This is a genomic window from Pseudomonas sp. PA-4-8C, assembly GCF_021606625.1.
In the GTDB taxonomy this organism is placed as follows: domain Bacteria; phylum Pseudomonadota; class Gammaproteobacteria; order Pseudomonadales; family Pseudomonadaceae; genus Aquipseudomonas; species Aquipseudomonas lactis.
In genome coordinates this window covers 1-17,557 of sequence record NZ_WKCD01000099.1, presented here as the reverse complement: position 1 = coordinate 17,557, position 17,557 = coordinate 1, and the positions used below count along the sequence as shown (strand labels likewise).

The 17,557-nt window shown below is 60.6% G+C and carries 16 protein-coding genes and 1 pseudogene; 10 read left to right on the top strand and 7 right to left on the bottom strand.

Annotated features, from left to right (window positions below):
• Positions 1–216 precede the first annotated feature (216 nt).
• Both GIW04_RS16295 and GIW04_RS16290 read right to left on the bottom strand, forming a co-directional pair.
• Entirely contained in the window at positions 217–1,710 is a 1,494-nt protein-coding gene (locus GIW04_RS16295; protein ID WP_003188273.1) for a CoA-acylating methylmalonate-semialdehyde dehydrogenase, read from the bottom strand.
• A 39-nt stretch (positions 1,711–1,749) separates the two neighbouring features.
• Positions 1,750–3,099 carry an aspartate aminotransferase family protein gene (locus GIW04_RS16290; RefSeq protein ID WP_003188272.1) on the bottom strand — a complete coding sequence of 450 codons (1,350 nt, stop codon included), beginning with the start codon at positions 3,097–3,099 and terminating at the stop codon, positions 1,750–1,752.
• A 126-nt stretch (positions 3,100–3,225) separates the two neighbouring features.
• Here GIW04_RS16290 and GIW04_RS16285 point away from each other — a divergent pair, with 126 nt between their 5' ends.
• The 6 genes from GIW04_RS16285 (at position 3,226) to GIW04_RS16260 (ending at position 9,282) form a co-directional block, all read left to right on the top strand.
• Entirely contained in the window at positions 3,226–4,146 is a 921-nt protein-coding gene (locus GIW04_RS16285) for a LysR family transcriptional regulator (protein ID WP_003188270.1), read from the top strand.
• Positions 4,147–4,234: 88 nt separating this feature from the next.
• Positions 4,235–5,629, top strand: a complete 1,395-nt coding sequence (locus GIW04_RS16280; RefSeq protein WP_003188269.1) for a uracil-xanthine permease family protein — start codon at positions 4,235–4,237, stop codon at positions 5,627–5,629.
• 87 nt (positions 5,630–5,716) lie between these two features.
• The gene (locus tag GIW04_RS16275; RefSeq protein ID WP_003188268.1) at positions 5,717–6,376 is read left to right on the top strand and encodes a TetR/AcrR family transcriptional regulator; all 660 of its coding nucleotides are present in this window, start codon (positions 5,717–5,719) and stop codon (positions 6,374–6,376) included.
• A gap of 12 nt (positions 6,377–6,388) precedes the next feature.
• On the top strand, positions 6,389–6,970 hold the full coding sequence (locus GIW04_RS16270) for an IMPACT family protein (protein ID WP_120247981.1): 582 nt from the start codon (positions 6,389–6,391) through the stop codon (positions 6,968–6,970).
• A 56-nt stretch (positions 6,971–7,026) separates the two neighbouring features.
• Positions 7,027–7,713: an SDR family oxidoreductase gene (locus GIW04_RS16265; RefSeq protein WP_236479057.1), complete on the top strand. Its 687-nt coding sequence runs from the start codon at positions 7,027–7,029 to the stop codon at positions 7,711–7,713.
• Positions 7,714–7,923: 210 nt separating this feature from the next.
• Positions 7,924–9,282, top strand: a complete 1,359-nt coding sequence (locus GIW04_RS16260; protein ID WP_057709656.1) for an 8-oxoguanine deaminase — start codon at positions 7,924–7,926, stop codon at positions 9,280–9,282.
• Positions 9,283–9,357: 75 nt separating this feature from the next.
• On the opposite strand, the gene GIW04_RS16255 is transcribed toward GIW04_RS16260, so the two are convergent.
• Positions 9,358–10,449 (bottom strand): calcium:proton antiporter, encoded by a 1,092-nt coding sequence (locus GIW04_RS16255; RefSeq protein ID WP_003188263.1) that lies wholly within the window; start codon positions 10,447–10,449, stop codon positions 9,358–9,360.
• A 193-nt stretch (positions 10,450–10,642) separates the two neighbouring features.
• Here GIW04_RS16255 and GIW04_RS16250 point away from each other — a divergent pair, with 193 nt between their 5' ends.
• Positions 10,643–11,596: an adenosine deaminase gene (locus GIW04_RS16250; RefSeq protein ID WP_014716772.1), complete on the top strand. Its 954-nt coding sequence runs from the start codon at positions 10,643–10,645 to the stop codon at positions 11,594–11,596.
• 127 nt (positions 11,597–11,723) lie between these two features.
• Here the strand turns inward: GIW04_RS16250 and GIW04_RS16245 are convergent, their stop codons facing one another.
• The 3 genes from GIW04_RS16245 to GIW04_RS16235 all read right to left on the bottom strand — a co-directional run bounded on the left by GIW04_RS16245 (position 11,724) and on the right by GIW04_RS16235 (position 15,044).
• On the bottom strand, positions 11,724–13,094 hold the full coding sequence (locus GIW04_RS16245; protein WP_069558032.1) for an MFS transporter: 1,371 nt from the start codon (positions 13,092–13,094) through the stop codon (positions 11,724–11,726).
• A 198-nt stretch (positions 13,095–13,292) separates the two neighbouring features.
• A complete protein-coding gene (locus GIW04_RS16240; RefSeq protein ID WP_034134632.1) occupies positions 13,293–13,979 on the bottom strand; it encodes an ArsR/SmtB family transcription factor in 687 nt (228 codons plus the stop codon).
• Positions 13,980–14,132: 153 nt separating this feature from the next.
• Entirely contained in the window at positions 14,133–15,044 is a 912-nt protein-coding gene (locus GIW04_RS16235) for a LysR family transcriptional regulator (protein ID WP_003188255.1), read from the bottom strand.
• A gap of 117 nt (positions 15,045–15,161) precedes the next feature.
• On the opposite strand from GIW04_RS16235, the gene GIW04_RS16230 reads away from it, so the two are divergent.
• From GIW04_RS16230 to GIW04_RS16220, 3 genes are all read left to right on the top strand, one after another.
• On the top strand, positions 15,162–15,455 hold the full coding sequence (locus GIW04_RS16230) for a putative quinol monooxygenase (protein WP_003188253.1): 294 nt from the start codon (positions 15,162–15,164) through the stop codon (positions 15,453–15,455).
• 139 nt (positions 15,456–15,594) lie between these two features.
• Positions 15,595–16,608: a zinc-binding alcohol dehydrogenase family protein gene (locus tag GIW04_RS16225; RefSeq protein WP_120247980.1), complete on the top strand. Its 1,014-nt coding sequence runs from the start codon at positions 15,595–15,597 to the stop codon at positions 16,606–16,608.
• Positions 16,609–16,754: 146 nt separating this feature from the next.
• Positions 16,755–16,934: a hypothetical protein gene (locus GIW04_RS16220; RefSeq protein WP_003188250.1), complete on the top strand. Its 180-nt coding sequence runs from the start codon at positions 16,755–16,757 to the stop codon at positions 16,932–16,934.
• An 8-nt stretch (positions 16,935–16,942) separates the two neighbouring features.
• Here GIW04_RS16220 and GIW04_RS16215 read toward each other — a convergent pair.
• Positions 16,943–17,557 (bottom strand): annotated as a pseudogene (locus GIW04_RS16215) (Bcr/CflA family drug resistance efflux transporter); the annotation flags it as partial.

Below are 17,557 nucleotides of genomic sequence, written 5' to 3'. Positions count from 1 at the left end.
TTGGCTTCGATGAACTGAAGCAACTTGCTGTCGAGAACTGCGTAACTCATTGTTTACCAAGGAGTTTTCCGTTTCGACTGCGCCGGAAGTGGGGCGAATTATAGGCTTCCAGAATCTGCCGTCAACCTTCTTTTTCACATTTCTGTCATATAGGTCAAAAAAGCCCCAATGACGCAAAGGCCGGCCCCAAGGGGCCGGCCTTCTACCTACCGAGCCTTACAGACTAGGAAAGGCGAATTGCGACGCTTCATGGCTGGCCCGTTGCGGCCAACGCTGGGTGATCGCCTTGCGACGGGTATAGAAACGCACCCCGTCCGGACCATAGGCATGCAAATCGCCAAACAGCGAACGTTTCCACCCGCCAAAGCTGTGATACGCAACCGGCACTGGCAGCGGCACGTTAACGCCCACCATGCCGACTTCAATCTCATCACAGAACAGACGCGCCGCTTCACCGTCACGGGTGAAGATGCAAGTACCGTTGCCGTATTCATGCTCGTTGATCAGCTGCATCGCCGCTTCCAGGCTATCCACCCGCACTACGCATAGCACCGGCCCAAAGATCTCTTCTTTATAGATACGCATCTGCGGGGTGACGCGGTCAAACAAGCTACCGCCAAGGAAGAATCCTTGCTCATGCCCGGCAACACTCAAGCCACGGCCATCAACCACCAACTCGGCACCCGCCGACACACCGTCTTCTATATAACCACTGACTTTGTCCCGCGCCTGCCCCGTCACCAACGGGCCCATATCCAGCCCGCAAGAAGTGCCCGCACCAATCTTCAACGCCTTGACCTGCGGCACCAGCTTGGCGATCAACGCATCCGCCACCTGATCGCCCACGCACACCGCCACCGAGATCGCCATGCAACGCTCACCGCAGGAACCATAAGCTGCGCCCATCAGGGCACTCACCGCGTTATCCAGGTCTGCATCCGGCATCAGCACCGCGTGATTCTTCGCCCCGCCCAGCGCCTGCACACGCTTGCCACGTTTGGTCGCTTCGGAATAGATGTACTCGGCAATCGGCGTCGAGCCTACAAAACTCAAGGCTTTGACTTCCGGCGCTTCGATCAGCGCATCCACCGCGCCCTTGTCGCCATGCACCACACTGAGCACGCCTTTAGGCAGCCCGGCTTCCTGCAACAGCTGCGCGATCAACAACGTCGAACTCGGGTCGCGCTCTGAAGGTTTAAGGATGAAACAGTTACCGCAGACGATCGCCAGCGGGTACATCCACAACGGCACCATCGCCGGGAAGTTGAACGGGGTGATACCCGCCACCACGCCCAACGGCTGGAAGTCCGACCACGCATCGATGTTCGGCCCTACGTTGCGGCTGTATTCACCCTTGAGAATCTCCGGTGCCGAGCACGCGTATTCCACGTTCTCGATCCCACGCTTGAGCTCACCCGCTGCGTCTTCCAAGGTCTTGCCATGTTCTTCGCTGATCAACTGCGAGATCCGTGCTTCGTTCTGCTCCAGCAATTGCTTGAAACGGAACATCACTTGGGCACGCTTGGCTGGCGGCGTATTGCGCCAGGCCGGAAACGCAGCCTTGGCCGAATCAATCGCCTGTTGAATGGTTTCACGACTGGCCAACGGCACCTGGTGAATCACCTGGCCGGTAGACGGGTTATAGACGTCGGCACTACGACCGCTGTCGTTGACCAGTTCACCGTTGATCAAATGCTGGATAAGGCTCATGCAGGGCTCCTGAAAAATTGTTCTATATAGAAGGAGAAATCAGTCGATCTTGTTCAGCACTTCGCCGACCGCGTCAAACAGACGGTCCAGGTCCTGCGGCTTGCTGTTGAAGGTTGGGCCGAACTGCAGGGTGTCACCGCCAAAACGCACATAGAAACCGGCCTTCCACAACGCCATGCCGGCCTCGAATGGGCGCACGATGGCATCCCCATCGCGCGGGGCAATCTGGATCGCACCGGCCAGGCCGTAGTTGCGAATGTCGATCACATTCTTGCTGCCTTTCAAACCGTGCAGCGCATTCTCAAAGTGCGGCGCGACTTCAGCCACGCTCTGCACCAGGTTTTCTTTCTGCAACAGGTCCAATGCCGCCAATCCCGCCGCGCAAGCCACCGGGTGCGCCGAGTAGGTGTAGCCGTGGGGGAATTCCACGGCGTATTCCGGCGTCGCCTGGTTCATGAAGGTCTGGTAGATCTCGCTGCTGGCAATCACCGCGCCCATCGGGATAGCGCCGTTGGTGACTTGCTTGGCGATGCACATCAGGTCCGGGGTCACGCCGAAGCTGTCGGCACCGAACATCGAGCCGGTGCGGCCAAAGCCTGTGATCACTTCGTCAAACACCAACAGGATATTGTGCTGGTCGCAAATTTCGCGCAGGCGCTTGAGATAACCCTGCGGTGGCACCAATACGCCAGCGGAACCGGCCATCGGCTCGACAAACACGGCGGCGATGTTCGACGCGTCATGCAGCTCGATCAGCTTGAGCAACTCATCGGCCAAGGCAATACCACCCTGCTCCGGCATACCCCGGGAGAAGGCATTGCTGGCCAGCAAGGTGTGAGGCAGATGGTCAACATCCATCATCGCCTGGCCAAACAGCTTACGGTTACCGTTCACACCGCCCAGGCTGGTACCGGCGATGTTCACGCCGTGGTAACCCCGGGCGCGACCAATCATCTTGGTCTTGGTGGCCTGGCCTTTCAGGCGCCAGTAGGCCCGCACCATTTTCACCGCTGTATCGGCGCATTCAGAGCCCGAATCGGTAAAGAACACATGATTGAGGTTGCCTGGGGTCAGGTCGGTGATCTTTTCCGCCAACTGGAAGGACAACGGATGACCGTACTGAAAGCCTGGGGAGTAGTCCAAGGTGCCCAATTGCTTGGCGACCGCTTCCTGGATTTCCTTGCGCGTATGCCCGGCGCCACAGGTCCACAGGCCCGACAACGAATCATAGACCTTGCGCCCCTTGTCATCGGTCAACCAGCTACCTTCAGCGGCCACGATCAGGCGAGGATCACGCTGGAAGTTGCGGTTGGCGGTGTAAGGCATCCAGTGCGCATCCAGCTTCAATTGGCTGGCCAGGGACGATGGGGCGTTTTCGGGCATGTTCATCAGCAAAACCTCGCAGGGCAAAAGGCAGCGTCGGGATTGAAAAAGCGTTGTTGCAGCTAAATTGCCACGGGGATAAAGTCGGTGAAATCCAACTCTTCTAACCTTCAGTCAGGACTTCACTAAACTATGAGCAGCCGTCGTCCCGACCCTTTGGCACAAGTCAGTGACTTCGATATTCGCCTGCTGCGCATCTTTCGCAGCGTGGTGGAGTGCGGCGGCTTCTCGGCAGCGGAAACCGTCCTTGGCATCGGGCGCTCGGCCATCAGCCAGCAGATGAGCGACCTTGAACAACGGCTCGGGCTGAGGCTCTGCCAACGCGGCCGCGCCGGGTTCTCTCTGACAGAAGAAGGCCGCGAGGTTTATCAATCTGCCCTGCAACTGCTGAGTGCCCTGGAAAGTTTTCGCACCGAGGTCAACGGCCTGCACCAACATTTGCGCGGAGAGTTGATCATTGGCCTCACCGACAACCTGGTGACCCTGCCCCATATGCGCATCACCCACGCATTGGCGCAGTTGAAGGAACGCGGCCCGGACGTGCAGATCCAGATCCGCATGATCGCCCCCAATGAAGTGGAGCAAGGCGTACTCGACGGTCGCCTGCATGTCGGTGTGGTGCCCCAGGCCAGCGCACTGTCGGGCCTGGAATACCAGCCGCTGTACAGCGAACGCTCCTTGCTCTATTGCGCGGTCGGCCACCCGCTGTTTTACGCCGACAACAAGCAACTCGACGACGAACGCATTGACAGCCAGGACGCCATCGCCCCCACCTTCCGCTTGCCCGCGGAGATCCAGGCCCATTACCAGGCGCTCAACTGCACCGCCAGCGCCTCAGACCGTGAAGGCATGGCGTTCCTGATTCTCACCGGGCGCTATATCGGCTACTTGCCCGATCATTACGCCAGCCTGTGGGTACAACAAGGCCGACTGCGTGCGCTGAAACCGGCTACACGTTTTTACGATTTGAGCCTGGCATCGGTCACGCGCAAGGGTCGTCGCCCTCATTTGGTGCTGGAAAGTTTCCTCGAAAGCCTGGCTGCCACCCGCTAATTCGGGCCTTGCACAAAAAGCTGAGCACATGGACAGCTTTTTGCAAGGACTCAAGGACCTTGAACCGTCCGCCTTGAGTTGACCCGCCATGCCCCCAGAATCCTCCAGCCCCAGCGACCTGATCTACGGCCTCAACGACCGGCCGAAACCACTGCCCGCTCTCCTCGCGGCGCTGCAACATGTACTGGCGGCGTTCGTCGGCATCATTACGCCGCCGCTGATTATTGGCTCCACCCTCGGCCTCACCGCTCACCTGCCCTACCTGATCAGCATGGCGTTGATGGTTTCCGGCGTAGGCACCTTTATCCAGGCACGCAGGCCGTTTGGCATCGGTGCCGGTATGATCTGCCTGCAAGGCACCAGCTTTGCGTTTCTCGGCGCGGTGTTGTCAGCAGGCTTTCTGGTCAAGCAACGCGGTGGCAGCCCGGAAGACATTCTGGCGATGATCTTCGGCGTGTGCTTCTTCGGCGCGGCAGTGCAGATCGTATTGAGCCGCTTTATCGGCCAGCTGCGCCGCGTGATCACACCGCTGGTGACCGGCATTGTGATTACGCTGATCGGCATCAGCCTGATCAAAGTGGGCATCACCGACCTCGGCGGCGGTTTCAATGCACCGGACTTCGGCGCCCCCGCCAACCTGGCGCTGGGCCTGTTCGTGGTACTGACGATCATCCTGCTCAACCGCTCGAACACGCCCTGGGTACGTTTGTCGGCCATCATCATCGGCCTGGCCCTGGGCAGCCTGGCGGCGTGGTTCAGCGGCAAACTGATTCCCCAGGCGTTGCCTGACTTGCCATTGGTCAGCCTGCCTACACCATTCCGCTTTGGTTTCAACTTCGACTGGAGCGCCTTCCTGCCGATTGCGTTGATTTATCTGATCAGCAGCATCGAAACCGTCGGCGATCTCACCGCCAATTGCATGATTGCCCGCCAGCCCATCAGCGGCCCTTCTTATATAAGCCGGCTCAAGGGCGGCGTGCTCGGCGATGGGGTGAGCTGCATGATCGCCGCCACTTTCAGCGCCTTCCCCAACACCACGTTTGCCCAGAACAATGGCGTGATCCAACTCACCGGCGTGGCCAGCCGTTATGTCGGTTTATACATCGGCGTGTTGCTGTTCTGTCTGGGCCTGTTTCCGCTGATCGGCGCTGTACTGCAGCAGATCCCCAAGCCGGTACTGGGCGGCGCCACCCTCGTGATGTTCGGCAGCGTGGCCGCGGCAGGCGTGCGCATCCTCGCCCAGGCGCCGCTGGACCGACGCAGCATGCTGATCATCGCCACCTCGTTCGGCGTTGGCCTGGGTATCGCCGCGCAACCCAACCTGCTGCACCTGATGCCGACTCTGGTGCAGAACCTGTTCGACTCCGCCATCACCAGCGGCGGCATCACCGCCATTGTGTTGTGCCTGTTACTGCCGGAGGCCAAGGCAAGTACCGCCGCCGCAAACCACAACCCGGAACGCGACAGCCTGGAACCGCTTTGACGGTTTTATTGCATCAGGACTTGTCTGAGGCTTGAGGGTGGGTTATCTGTGCACACGTCGTCTCTATCGATCAGCACGGAAACCTCCATGAGCCTCGAAGTTCCTGCCCACAGCAACCACGCCGGTAAACCCGCCAGCCGCATTCGGCAAAAGAACGAACAAGCGATTCTCCAGGCTGCTGAAGATGAATTCGCGCGTCATGGCTACAAAGGCACCAGCATGAACACCATCGCTGCCAGTGCCGGGCTGCCCAAGGCCAACTTGCACTACTATTTCACCAACAAGCTGGGCCTGTACGTCGCGGTGCTGAGCAATATCCTCGAACTGTGGGACAGCACCTTCAACGCGCTGACCGCCGAAGATGACCCGGCCGTGGCGCTCGCTCGCTACATCCGCACCAAGATGGAGTTCTCGCGCCGCCAACCCCAAGCCTCGCGGATCTTCGCCATGGAGATCATCAGCGGCGGCCAATGCCTCACTGAATATTTCGGCCAGGACTATCGGGCCTGGTTCAGTGGCCGTGCCGCGGTGTTCCAGGCCTGGATCGACGCTGGCAAAATGGACCCCGTCGACCCCGTGCACCTGATCTTCCTGCTGTGGGGCAGCACCCAGCACTACGCTGACTTCGCCACCCAGATCTGCCGTGTTACCGGTCGCACCAAGCTGACCAAGCAGGACATGGAAGATGCTGGCACCAACCTGATCCATATCATTCTCAAAGGCTGCGGCATCAAGCCAGCCCTATAAACGAAGCAATTTATGTCTTTTACGCTCACCGGCTTTTGCGAGTTTCGTGAAGAAATACGCAAAAGTCGCTTTATCACCTTGGCGGCGCCGATTACCAGCCCGCAGGACGCCCAAGCGTTTTTCGAGCAGCACAGCGACCTCAACGCCACGCACAACTGCTGGGCCTGGAAGCTGGGCGATCAATACCGCAGCAGCGATGACGGCGAACCCGGAGGCACCGCCGGGCGCCCGATTCTTGCGGCCATCGAGGCCCAGGGCTTTGATCAGGTGGCCGTCTTGGTGATCCGCTGGTACGGCGGCATTCAACTGGGCACGGGTGGATTGGCCCGGGCCTATGGCGGCGGGGCCAATAAATGCCTGCAGAATGCCGAACGCATCGAGCTGATCAGCCGCGTCCCCCTGCGTTGCGCCTGCGGGTTCTCCGAACTGAACCTGGTGAAGCTGCGTGTCGCTGAACTCGGCGGGCTTTTGGTGGAAGAAACCTTCACCGCCAACGGCGTAGAGCTGCAGCTCGCCCTGGGGGAGGCGCACATCGACACCCTGCAAACCCAGCTCGCCGACCTGAGCCGTGGGCGCATCCTGCTCGAACGCTGAAACTGCTACTGTTATGCGCTGAACTCCCTGAACCGCGATTTCAAAGGAAGCCTTTCATGTCTACGCCAAAAACCGCACTGATCATCGGCGACTCGCGCGGGCTGGGCCTTGGCCTGGTCAAGCAACTGCTCCAGGACGGCTGGGACGTGACCGCGACCGTGCGCGACCCGAACAAGGCCGATGCCCTGAAAGCCGTGGGGCCGGTGCAGATCGAGAAGTTGGATATGGACGATCAGCAAGCCGTGATCGCCCTGGCCCAACGCCTGAAAGACCGTACCTTCGACCTGCTGTTCGTCAACGCCGGCGTCAAGGGCCCGGCCAACCAGGAACCCGGCCACGCGACCCTGGCGGAAGTCGGCCAGTTGTTCTTCACCAACGCCGTGGCGCCGATCAACCTGGCCCAGCGTTTTGTCGGGCAGATCCGCAAAGACACCGGCGTGCTGGCCTTCATGAGTTCGGTACTGGGCAGCGTGACCATTCCCGACGGCTCGGACCTGGCGCTGTACAAGGCCAGCAAAGCCGCGCTCAATTCGATGACCAATAGCTTTATCACGCAACTGGGCGAGCCCAAGCCGACGGTGCTGTCGCTGCATCCGGGCTGGGTGAAGACCGACATGGGCGGCGAAAACGCCCACATCGACGTCGAGACCAGCGTGCGCGGCCTGGTGGACCAGGTAAATGCCTACACCGGCAAAGGCGGCCATCACTTCGTCGACTACAAAGGCGACACCATCGCCTGGTAATCCCCAAACTGTAGGAGCGAGCTTGCTCGCGAAGAACGCCCAGGCAACGCGTTAAACCAGACAGCCCGCGTCATCGTTGACGATTTTCGCGAGCAAGCTCGCCCCCACAGAGGTAAACTGCCCACCTCGCCCTTCCCGGCGACCCTGGATCAGCAGACAGGGCAACACTGAGCTGGCAAACCTGAACCCATCATTCAGAGGAGCCGGCCAATGCCTGCGACCCGTATCTGGTTAAAAAACCCCCTCGCGATTTTCACTGCCAATGGCCTCGATGCCCGTGGCGGCCTGGTGCTGCAAGACGGTGTCATCACCGAAGTGCTGGCCCAAGGGCAAGCGCCTGCACAACCCTGCGCGCAGGTGTTCGATGCCCGCGAGCATGTGGTGCTGCCTGGGCTGATCAATACACACCACCACTTCTATCAAACCCTGACCCGCGCCTGGGGCCCGGTGGTCAACCAGCCGCTGTTTCCCTGGCTGAAAACCCTGTACCCGGTATGGGCGCGGCTCACGCCGGAAAAACTCGCCCTGGCCAGCAAAGTCGCCTTGGCTGAACTGCTGCTCTCGGGCTGCACCACGGCGGCCGATCACCACTACCTGTTCCCCGATGGTTTGGAAAACGCCATTGATGTGCAGGTCGAGACCGTGCGCGAACTGGGCATGCGCGCCATGCTCACCCGCGGTTCCATGAGCCTGGGCGAAGCCGATGGCGGCCTGCCGCCGCAGCAAACCGTGCAGCAAGGCCAAGTGATCCTCGACGACAGCCAGCGCCTGATCCGCGAATATCACCAGCGCGGTGACGGCGCGCAGATCCAGATCGCCCTGGCGCCGTGCTCGCCGTTTTCCGTCACCCCCGAAATCATGCAAGCCAGTGCCGAGCTGGCCAACCAGTTGGACGTGCGCCTGCACACCCACTTGGCGGAAACCCTCGATGAGGAAGATTTCTGCCTGCAACGCTTCGGGCTGCGTACCGTGGATTACCTCGACAGCGTCGGCTGGCTTGGCCCGCGCACCTGGCTGGCCCACGGCATTCACTTCAACCCGGACGAAATCGAGCGCCTGGGCGCCGCCGGCACCGGCATCTGCCATTGCCCAAGCTCGAATATGCGCCTGGCCTCCGGCATCTGCCCTACCCTGGACCTGCTTGCCGCCGGCGCCCCCATCGGCTTGGGTGTGGACGGCTCGGCCTCCAACGACGCCTCGAACATGATCCTTGAAGCGCGTCAGGCCCTGTACATCCAGCGCCTACGTTATGGCGCGGAAAAGATCACCCCCGAAGGCGTATTGGGCTGGGCCACCAAGGGCTCGGCACAGTTGCTGGGGCGCACGGACATTGGCGAGTTGGCCGTAGGCAAACAGGCGGATCTGGCACTGTTCAAGCTCGATGAACTGCGCTTCTCCGGCAGCCATGACCCCATCTCCGCGCTGCTGCTGTGCGGCGCGGATCGGGCAGACCGGGTGATGATTGGTGGCAAGTGGCGGGTGATCGACGGCCAAGTCGAAGGCCTGGACCTCAAGGGCTTGATCGCCGATCACAGCCAGGCAGCGCGCCAGTTGATCGCGGGAACCTAAGCCAGGCACCAATCAAAAATGTGGGAGCGAGCAAGCCCGCTCCCACCTTGGAACTGCGGCACCTTTCAAATCGGGTTAAAGCCCCAACAGCGACAGCATGATAAAAGTCGCAAACAACACAAAATGCGTCATCCCTTCTATCGCATTGGTTTCACCATCGTTGAGATTGATCGCGCTGACGATCAGGGTGATAAACACCATCACCGTTTGCACCGGCGTCATCGCCATCTGGAACGGCTGCCCGGTATAGAGCGCCATGGCTTCCATCACCGGCACCGTCAGAATCACCGTAGACAACGAAGCCCCCAGCGCGATGTTGACCACCGACTGCATGCGGTTGGCCAACGCGGCGCGCAGTGCCGTGAGGATTTCCGGCGCGGCCGAAATAGCCGCCACCACAATCGCGGTAATCACCGGCGGTGCGCCTGTGCCTTCCAGGCCCAGGTCGAGGGTCTTTGACATCACCTCGGCCAACGCGCCAATCACGATCACCCCAAACACCAGGGTCGCAATGGAAAACGTCAGGCTGACAGACGGCGCGTGCTCGTCTTCAGGCTGTTTCTTGCGGCGTTTTTCCGGGTAGCTGTAGCTGAAAAAATAACTGTGCGGCCCCACCTGCATGCGCAAAAACAAGGTGTAAAGCACCACCATCGCGCCAATGGTGAAGGCCGAGTAAATTTTCCAGTCGGCTTCGGGGATAAATTCCGGCACCACCATCGACACACCCATGGCGGTAAGGATCATCACGCTGTAGGTGCGCGCCGAGTCATCGTTGTAGGACTGTTCGCCATGCTTGATACCGCCCATCAGCGCAGCCAGGCCGAGGATGCCGTTGATATCCAGCATCACCGCCGAGTAAATGGTGTCGCGCACCAAAGTGGGGGATGGCTCGTTGCTCATCATGATCGCCAGGATCACCACTTCCACCAATACGGCGGCGAGGGTCAGGATCATGGTGCCGTAGGGGTCGCCGACTTTTTCCGCCAACTGCTCGGCGTGATGGGCCACGCGCATCGATGCCATCACGATAAACGCGATCAGCGCAAAGCCGGCCAGCAGCGCAACCAGTTGGCCGCTGTGGAGCATCCAGTGTTCCAGCGGGTAGGCGGCGATGGCGGCAATCAGCGCCAGCAGCATGAATTTTTCTTGCTTGAGGGATGTGAGCATTCCGGGCCTTTTCGTACAACAAATCAGTCTTTGATGGGGTACAGACTGCGCCGAGCCGCTAACGTTTCGTTACACCTTAGTTCAGGCCGCCCTTGCGTGAGTGACAGAAATACTCTCCTGCTGGTCAGGTTTTGCCGATTATTTCAGCCATGGCCTGTAGAATGCCGCCATTGCACCTGATGAGATTTTAAAAATGTACGATTGGCTCAACGCCCTGCCCAAGGCTGAATTGCACCTGCACCTGGAAGGCTCGCTGGAGCCTGAGCTGCTGTTCGCCCTGGCCGAGCGCAACAAGATTGCGCTGCCATGGAACGACGTCGAAACCCTGCGCAAGGCCTACGCCTTCAACAACCTGCAAGAGTTTCTCGACCTGTATTACAAGGGCGCCGATGTACTGCGCACATCCCAGGACTTCTACGACCTGACCTGGGCCTACCTGCTGCGCTGCAAAGCCCAGAACGTGATCCACACCGAACCCTTCTTCGACCCGCAAACCCACACCGACCGTGGCGTGCCGTTCGAAGTGGTGCTCAACGGCATCGCCGCTGCACTCAAAGACGGCGAGCAGCAACTGGGCATCACCAGCGGTTTGATCCTCAGCTTCCTGCGCCACCTGAGCGAAGACGAAGCGCAGAAAACCCTCGACCAGGCGCTGCCGTTCCGTGACGCGTTCGTGGCCGTGGGCCTGGACAGTTCGGAAATGGGCCACCCACCGAGCAAGTTCCAGCGCGTGTTCGACCGTGCCCGTCACGAAGGCTTTTTGACCGTGGCCCACGCCGGTGAAGAAGGCCCGCCCGAGTACATCTGGGAAGCCATCGACCTGCTGAAAATCCAGCGCATCGACCATGGCGTGCGCGCCATCGAAGATGAGCGCTTGATGCAGCGCATCATCGACGAGCAGATCCCGTTGACCGTGTGCCCGCTGTCCAACACCAAGCTCTGCGTGTTCGACGACATGGCCCAGCACAACATCCTCGACATGCTCGAACGTGGCGTGAAGGTTACAGTGAACTCGGATGACCCGGCGTACTTCGGCGGTTACGTCACCGAGAACTTCCATGCGCTGCACACCAGCCTGGGCATGACCCAGGACCAGGCCAAACGCCTGGCACAGAACAGCCTGGATGCGCGGCTCGTGAAGCCATAACTGAATAGACCTGGACTCAAACTGTGGGAGCTGGCTTGCCTGCGATAGCGGTGTATCAGCCAGCCTCTTATTACCTGACCTACCGCTATCGCGGGCAAGCCCGGCTCCCACATTGACCCCATCAGCTTCAAGCCTGTGTGAGTTCTTCCAAGGTCTTGCCCTTGGTCTCCATCCCAAACACCCACACCACCAGCGCCGCCACCGCAAAGCACAGCGCGCCCAAGGCAAATACCCCGCCCTGCCCGGTTATCGGGAACACCAGCCCGGTCACCAACGGCCCGAGCAACGAGCCAACCCGCCCAATCGCCGACGCAAACCCCGAGCCGGTCGCACGTGCCGAGGTGGGATACAACTCCGGCGTGTAGGTGTACAGCACCGCCCACATGCCAAACAGGAAGAACTGCATCAACAACCCCGAGGTGATCAGCAGGCCCACGTTGCCGCCAAACACTGCGCTCTGCCCATACAGAAACGCCATCACCCCGCCGCCCAATAAGGTCACCACGCACACGGGCTTGCGCCCCCAGCGCTCGACCAACCACGCGGCCATCAAAAAGCCTGGGATCCCGCCCAGGGAAATGATCACCGTGTAATACACCGACTGGGTCACGGCAAAACCCGATTGCTGCAACAACGCACTCAACCACGACGTCAGCCCGTAGAACCCAAGCAGGGCGAAGAACCACACACTCCAGATCATCATCGTGCGTTGGCGGTACTGCGCCGACCACAGTTGCTGGAACGCGGAGAAAAACGTCCCCGGCGCACTCTCGATCCGTGGCAGGGCAATCGGCTCCGGCAAGTCGGCGCGGCCCAGGGAATCGCGCACTTTCTGCTCGATGCCCAGCAAGACCTTGTCCGCCGCCTCATGGCGCCCAGCCTGTTCCAGCCAACGCGGCGACTCCGGGATAAAGAAACGGATGGCCAGCACAAACACCGCCGGTATCGCCAACACCAGGAAGATGTCGCGCCAGCCAATCACCGGCAACAAGAAGTAAGACAACACGCCCGCCGCCACAAAACCCAATGGCCAGAAACCATCCATCAAGGCGATGTAACGTCCACGTCGCTTGGCCGGTATCAGCTCCGACAGCATCGACTGGGCAATGGGAAACTCCATACCCATGCCAATGCCCAGCAAGATCCGGAACAACGTCAGTGTCTCCACCGTTTGCGCCGTGGAACACAGGTAGCTCGCCAGGCCCCAGAGTACGATGCTCCACTGGAACACCGGTTTACGCCCAAAGCGATCAGCAAGCATCCCGGACAGCGAAGCGCCCACTACCATGCCGAAAAAACTCGAACTGGCCAGCAACCCGGCCTGGGCCGTGCTCAGGCCAAACTCGGTTTTGATCGAGCCCAACAGGAAGGTCATCATCGCCAGGTCCATGGAGTCGAAAAAAAACGCCAGGGCGATGATGATGAAAATGATTCGGTGGTAACCGCTGATGGGCAACCGTTCCAGGCGTTCCGCCGCGCTATAACCCTGCCTACCCATGCTGCACCCCTCGTATGAAAAATCCACCTTACGAGTGTGCGACATCGTTTGCGCCGGCTATTGCTGGATGCGACCTGACAACACCTGAGAACGACGCCAACTCCTGTAGGAGCGAGCTCGCTCGCGAAGATCGTTAACGATAACGCGGGGCATCTGCATAAAACGGCGCACTCACGTTTTTCGCGAGCACGCTCGCTCCTACAGTTTGGCGATGCGGGTTATGTGCTCAAGCCCTACATCAGTGACAGACAAGGCCCGAGATTCGTTGATCACGCTGATCCAGTTCGCCTGCAAAAACAGCTGCATCAAGCCCGCTCCCAACGCACCGCCCAGGTGGGGTTGTTGCTGGCTCCAGTCGAAGCAGTCGCAGGCCAGCGGCGTTGCCAGTGCCTGAGTGAAAATGCCCAGTTCCGCCAACGCCTGCACACCCTTGGGCGTCACTTCGGTACGCGGCTCATGGCGCTCGATCCATCCGGCCTCCAGCATCCGTTGATACAGCTGCGCCGCCAGCTCGCCGCCGAGGTGGCCGTGGCACCAGCGGGCGCGGCGCAGCAACGGCGGTGCCCGCAGCGCCGGCGGCAACACATCCGGAGTGCTGCGGGCCGCGCTGGCCATGGTGGTGCTGGCCAACGCATCGATGGCGGCGCTGACATCGGCGGCCGCTACCCGAAACAGGCGCTGGCCCCGCCGCGCTTCGATCCGCAACAGGCCGCTGCCGGTCAGCCGCGCCAAATGCGCATTGGCTGACGCTGGCGACAACTCGGCCAGAGCCGCCAGTTCTTCTGAAGACTTCGCCGAACCGTCCATCAAGGCCCAGAGCATGGCCGTGCGTTTAGGCTCGGCGAGCAAGCTGGCGATCTGACTGATGCAAGGTGCTGCTCCCATGTATTCACTCCCTGTTAAACCATTTTTTCTGCTGCGGTTGACGCCCAAGTATAGGTGCGCAGGCCATAGGCTCCGCGGCGTCTGACAATGCAGATCAGGACAGGATATGAGTGAAACTTCCGAGCGTGGCGCAGGCTATTGCCGAGAACCCATTCACCCCGGTCGCTGCGCGGTCAATGTCGCACAACGGGACACGAGCATGTCCCGCAGCAGATTGATGGGTTTACTCAATTGCGCACGGTGGGCGCACAGCAAGTTGAGCGGGGTGCGCTCGCCCTGCAGTTCCGGCAGGATCAAACGCAAGCGCCCGGCCAACACATCGGTGCTCACATCCAGCCACGACTTGTAGGCGATGCCCATGCCCGCCACCGCCCAGCGGCGCACCACATCAGCGTCATCGCTGAAGCGATCGCCGCTGACCGTCAGGCTTACGTGGCGCTTGCCATCGTAAAAACCCCAGTGGTCGTGGACGCGGCTGCCGAGCATGTACAGCAGGCAATTGTGCTGGGCCAATTGTTCCAGATGCCGCGGCTCGCCATGCCGGGCGAGGTAACTGGGCGCAGCGCAGAGCACGCGAATATTGTCCGGGGCGATGGGCAGCGCAATCAGGCTGGAGTCTTCGGGTTCGCCGTAGCGCAGGGCAATGTCCACGGGCTGGCGGAACAGGTCGGCGATGCGATCACCAAGCAACAGGCGCACGTTCAGTTGCGGATGCTCCTGCTGGAACGCATCCAGCCACGGCAACAGTTGGTTGCGACCAAAATCCGAGGGTGCGGACAATTGCAGCACACCACTGACGTGATCCTGGCCACTGGCCAATAGGCGCCGCCCTTCATCCAGCGCGCTCAGTGACGCCCGCGCATACTCCAGGAAGCCCTCGCCTTCGGCCGTCAGGCGCAGGCTGCGGGTGGAACGTGCCAGCAAGCGCGTACCCAGTTGCTGTTCGATCCGCTTGAGCGCGGCGCTGGCCACCGCCGGCGACAGGTCCATGACCCGCGCCGCGGCCGACAGGCTGCCCAAGTCCGCCGCCCGCACAAACAACTGTAAATCATCAAAACGCAGCATGCATTCCTGTCCATTATCAATATTTGGTTGAAACAGCCTGCTGTTTTAGCCGCTTTTATCGGCGTGGGAAATAGCCAATCATCTGCCCATCCCGTTAGCCCGTGCCAGGAGTCGACTATGTCCACCGCTTTTAATGTCATCGCCACGCTGATCGCCAAACCCGGCCAGCACGCCACACTGGAAACCCTGCTGCGCGGCCTGCTGGAACCGACCCGCCTGGAAGCCGGTTGCGAGCAGTACGACCTGCACCAGGACCTGCAACACCCCGAGACCTTCTACATGCTCGAGCGCTGGAGCGATGACGCGGCGCTGGCCGACCACGACCAGAGCGCGCATATCCAGAGCTTTCGCGCCAAGGCCGCCGATGTGATCGAACACTTCGAACTCAAGCGCCTGAAATTTCTCGCCTGATCCCGCCTTTTTTCTGTAGGAGCGAGCTTGCTCGCGAAAACCTAAAGACCGACGCGTTAAACCAGAAACACCGCGTCATCGTTAACGCTTTTCGCGAGCAAGCTCGCTCCTACCTTGACCGTATTCACTTGGAGTCATCATGAAAGCCATCGCCTACTACGCCTCACTGCCGATCAACGATCCAAAATCCCTGCAAGACATCGAATTACCAGCCCCCGAGGCCGGCCCCCGTGACCTGTTGGTGGAAGTCAAAGCCATCTCGGTCAACCCGGTGGACACCAAAGTGCGCCAGAACGTCGCCCCGGAAAATGGCGCCGCCAAAGTGCTGGGTTGGGACGTGGCGGGTGTGGTCAAGGCGGTCGGCAGTGATGTGACGTTGTTCAAGGCCGGCGACAAGGTGTACTACGCCGGTTCCCTGGTACGCCCAGGCGGCAACAGCGAACTGCACACCGTGGATGAACGCATCGTCGGCTATATGCCCAAGAGCCTGGGGTTTGCCGAAGCGGCCGCATTGCCGCTGACCGCCATCACCGCGTGGGAGCTGTTGTTCGAACGTTTGCAGGTGGCTGAAGGCAAAGACGATCAAGGCCAGAGCCTGCTGATCGTCGGCGCTGCCGGTGGTGTGGGGTCGATCCTGACTCAACTGGCTAACCAGCTCACGGCGCTGAAGGTCATCGGCACCGCCTCACGCCCCGAGACCCAGGCATGGGCCAAGGCCCTGGGCGCACACCTGGTGATCGACCACAGCCAGCCGCTGAGCGAAGCGTTGAAACAGGCCGGGCACGGGCATGTCACCCACGTTGCCAGCCTGACCCAGACCGAGCATCACCTGGACCAACTGGTCGAAGCGCTGCAACCCCAAGGCAAGCTGGCGTTGATCGACGATCCCAAGGCCCTGGATGTGAGCAAGCTCAAGCGCAAGAGCCTGTCGCTGCACTGGGAGTTCATGTACACCCGTTCGATGTTCGAGACGCCAGACATGATCGAGCAGCACAACCTGCTCAACCGCGTGGCCGAACTGATCGACGCCGGCATCCTGAAAACCACGGTAGGCGAGCACTTCGGCGTGATCAATGCGGCGAACCTGCGCCGCGCCCACGCCCTGCTGGAAAGCGGCAAGGCCAAGGGCAAGATCGTGCTGGAAGGGTTCTGAAAAAACGGCTGTCAGCGTCGTCCGTTATCTACGTAGGTAATGGACGACACCATTAGTCCGAGAGTTGATCCTTGTCATCTTTATGAGCCCGTTCAGGTTTATATTGGCCGCCTTTGCCACGATTCTTTTACGTGAGGAAGTCAGCAATGAAAATCCTGATAAAAGCGTTAGCAAAATCCCCAGGCAGCCAATGGCAAGTTCGTCTCGACGGCGAGGCCATCAACTTTCGCAGTGAGGCCGAGGCCCGCGCTTTTGCCGACACGCTGCAAGCCCGGATCCAGGCGCCCCATCGCTTCCCTCTCAACCAGCAACGTTCCGCTGGCTGAGACCAACTTCAGACCTGCGCCTGTACGGCCCTTGCCCGTTGCAGGCGCTGAGTCGCCATGGCAATGGTCACCGCCAGCACACCGCATAGGCTGATGACCATGGCCATCGGCATCGCCGTGCCGTCGTGCAACACGCCGACCAACGACGCCGCGCCTGCCGCCACACCGAACTGAATGCAACCGAGCAACGCCGACGCGCTGCCGGCCCGAGCGCCCTGCCCGCTCATGGCACAGGCCGAGGTATTCGGCAAAATACAGCCCAGGCTGGCGATACAGATAAACAGCGGCACCAACAACGGCCATAGCGCCTCGGTACGCAACGCGGCAATCCCCAACAGCGTCAACGCCGCCGCCACGTACACCCACACAGTGCGCGACAGCAAAAACGCCGGGCCGCGCTTGGCCAGCAAGCGTGCGTTCAGTTGCGCCACCAGGATAAAGCCCGCGGCGTTGGAGCCGAACAACCAGCCGTAATGCTCGGCCGGCACGCCATAGAGCTTGATAAACACGAAGGGGGAGCCGGCGATGTAGGCAAACATCCCGGCAATCGAGATGCCGCCGGTCAAGGCATAACCCAGGTACACCCGGTCTGACAGTAGCGAGCCGTAGCGGCGCAACGAGCC